Here is a 2,495-nt window from a genome sequence, read left to right on the forward strand (position 1 = left end):
ACGCTGCCGCGCTTGCCAAAGCTCTTGCGGATCCGCTTGCGCTCGGTGTAGCTATAGGGGGTTGCTTGCGCCATAAACTCTCCGTTTCGGGCACCAAAAGTGATGCGCCGTTTCGAATTCAGCCCGCCCCCTGGCCGTGGGAGCACGCTGTTGTTCGGCGACTGGCCATTCGGACCTTGCGTCCGAGGCTTGGTGGTTGGCCACTACCAACCGCTGGCAGACAACCCCCGCGTTGCACGGGGGCTCGACCAAACCGGTTCTCCGCAGTCGGTTCAGAGAACACTCGAAAAGCCTGCCAGTGTACTACTGGATGGCCTTTCGGCTGTTCTCAGGGATTTTCATCCCTGAAAAGCCGAAAGCCGCCCTCGCGAGGAGGGCAGCTCTTCGTCTTCCGACGCCCACCCGAAGGTGGGCAGGGAATTACTTCATTTCAGCAGTGGCGCCGGCTTCAACCAGCTTCTTCACGGCGGCTTCGGCGTCAGCCTTGGCAACAGCTTCCTTCACGTTCTTGGGAGCGCCGTCAACCAGGTCCTTGGCTTCCTTCAGACCCAGGCCGGTGATTTCGCGCACGGCCTTGATCACGCCAACCTTGTTGGCGCCAGCGCCGGTCAGCACGACGTTGAATTCAGTCTTCTCTTCCACAGCAGCAGCAGCGCCACCAGCGCCACCGGCAGCAGGAGCAGCCATTGCGGCGGCGGACACGCCGAACTTCTCTTCGATGGCCTTGACCAGCTCGTTGAGTTCCATCACAGACATGCTGTCCAGGGCGGTCAGGAATGCGTCTTTATCGAATGCCATTTTGGGTTCCTAAAATCGGTTGGATATTGAATACGGTGTTGATTGCTCGGTGAGCAGATCAAGCAGCAGGAGCTTCAGCAGGTGCTTCTTCAGCAGCAGGAGCGCCGCCACCCTTTTGCTCGGACACTGCAGCCAGAACGCGAGCGAAGCCCGAGATCGGCGATTGCAGCAGACCGCAAATTTGGGCCAGCAGAACTTCGCGGCTTGGGATCGATGCCAAAGCCTTGACGCCATTGACGTCCAGAGCCTTGCCAGCGTAGGCGCCAGCCTTGATGACCAGCTTGTCATTGCTCTTGGCAAAGTCAGCGATCACCTTTGCTGCAGCCACGGCATCTTCAGAGAAGCCGTAGATCAGCGGGCCGCTCATGCTCTCAGCAGCGACTTCAAATGGGGTGCCGGCAACAGCGCGACGAGCCAGGGTGTTCTTCAGCACGTGAAGATACACACCTTGGGCGCGTGCGGTTTTGCGCAGCTGATCCAGTTGAGCCACCGTGAGACCGCGGTACTCAGCCAGTGCAAGCGTCTGCGACTTGCCCGCCTGGGCAGCCACTTCCGCAATGACGGCTTCTTTTTCGTTGCGATTGAGACTCAAGGTCTACTCCTTAAAACATGTCCCTGGGCACCATCTCCATCAGGAGCCGGCACCTGGGGACACACCCAGTTTCAGCGACCTTCTGCCTTGGAACCCACGCCACCCTTGCGAGGTGAGGCGGAAACTTTCAACAGCGGGTTCGCCATCTGCGTAGGCTGAGCAAGCGATTAAGTCGCGGAGCGCCTGTAAAAGCGCGCCCTTTGACGCCTACGGTCTTTGATAGCCTGCGGCTTTCAGCCACAGCCCACCAATCTTGTTCGGACGATCCGCGCCAGACTCGCGCGGGATCCGGTCAACTCAGGCTTTGCGACCCGAGCCGACAGTGTCTGTTGCCAATCAGGCGCCAGTGATGCTGCTGACGTCCACGCGAACGCCCACACCCATCGTCGAGGAGACGGCGACCTTGCGCAGGTACACGCCCTTGCTCGAAGCAGGCTTGAGCTTGTTCAGTGCGTCCAGCAGCGCAGCCAGGTTGCCCTTGAGCTTGTCAGCGTCGAAGGAGCGACGGCCGATGGTGCCGTGGATGATGCCGGCCTTGTCAACGCGGAACTGGACTTGACCAGCCTTGGCGTTCTTGACAGCGGTGGCGACATCAGGCGTCACGGTGCCGACCTTGGGGTTAGGCATCAGGCCACGTGGACCCAGAACCGTACCCAGGGTACCGACGATACGCATCGTGTCAGGGGAGGCGATCACCACGTCGAAGTTGATGTTGCCAGCCTTGACTTGTTCAGCCAGGTCTTCCATGCCGACAACGTCAGCACCGGCGGCACGGGCTTCGTCAGCCTTGGCACCTTGAGCGAACACAGCCACGCGCTTGGTCTTGCCGGTGCCGTTGGGCATCACGACAGCGCCACGAACCACTTGGTCCGACTTCTTGGCGTCCACACCCAGTTGCACGGCCACGTCGATGGACTCGTCAAACTTGGCAACGGCAGCTTCCTTGATCAGGGCCAGCGCGTCGTCGAAGGCGTACAGCTTGGTGGTGTCCACCTTGCCAGCGAAAGCCTTTTGGCGTTTGGTCAGCTTTGCCATGATTAAACACCTTCCACGATGATGCCCATCGAACGAGCCGAACCGGCGATCGTGCGAACAGCAGCGTCCA

3 protein-coding genes and 1 pseudogene are annotated in these 2,495 nt (G+C 60.1%); all 4 read right to left on the reverse strand.

The genetic code is table 11. The annotated features are described in order from the left end of the window. Positions 1 to 420 precede the first annotated feature (420 nt). On the reverse strand, positions 421 to 798 hold the full coding sequence (gene rplL, locus HY836_RS01510) for a 50S ribosomal protein L7/L12 (RefSeq protein ID WP_290639930.1): 378 nt from the start codon (positions 796 to 798) through the stop codon (positions 421 to 423). Between the two features lie 58 nt (positions 799 to 856). After that, positions 857 to 1,390 (reverse strand): 50S ribosomal protein L10, encoded by a 534-nt coding sequence (gene rplJ, locus HY836_RS01515; RefSeq protein ID WP_290639928.1) that lies wholly within the window; start codon positions 1,388 to 1,390, stop codon positions 857 to 859. Positions 1,391 to 1,726: 336 nt separating this feature from the next. Continuing rightward, the gene (gene rplA / locus HY836_RS01520; protein ID WP_290672885.1) at positions 1,727 to 2,425 is read right to left on the reverse strand and encodes a 50S ribosomal protein L1; all 699 of its coding nucleotides are present in this window, start codon (positions 2,423 to 2,425) and stop codon (positions 1,727 to 1,729) included. A 2-nt stretch (positions 2,426 to 2,427) separates the two neighbouring features. Further along, positions 2,428 to 2,495, reverse strand: a pseudogene (rplK, locus tag HY836_RS01525) (50S ribosomal protein L11); the annotation flags it as partial.

Origin of the sequence: Aquabacterium sp., assembly GCF_016234775.1 — a bacterium.
Lineage (GTDB): Bacteria > Pseudomonadota > Gammaproteobacteria > Burkholderiales > Burkholderiaceae_C > Aquabacterium.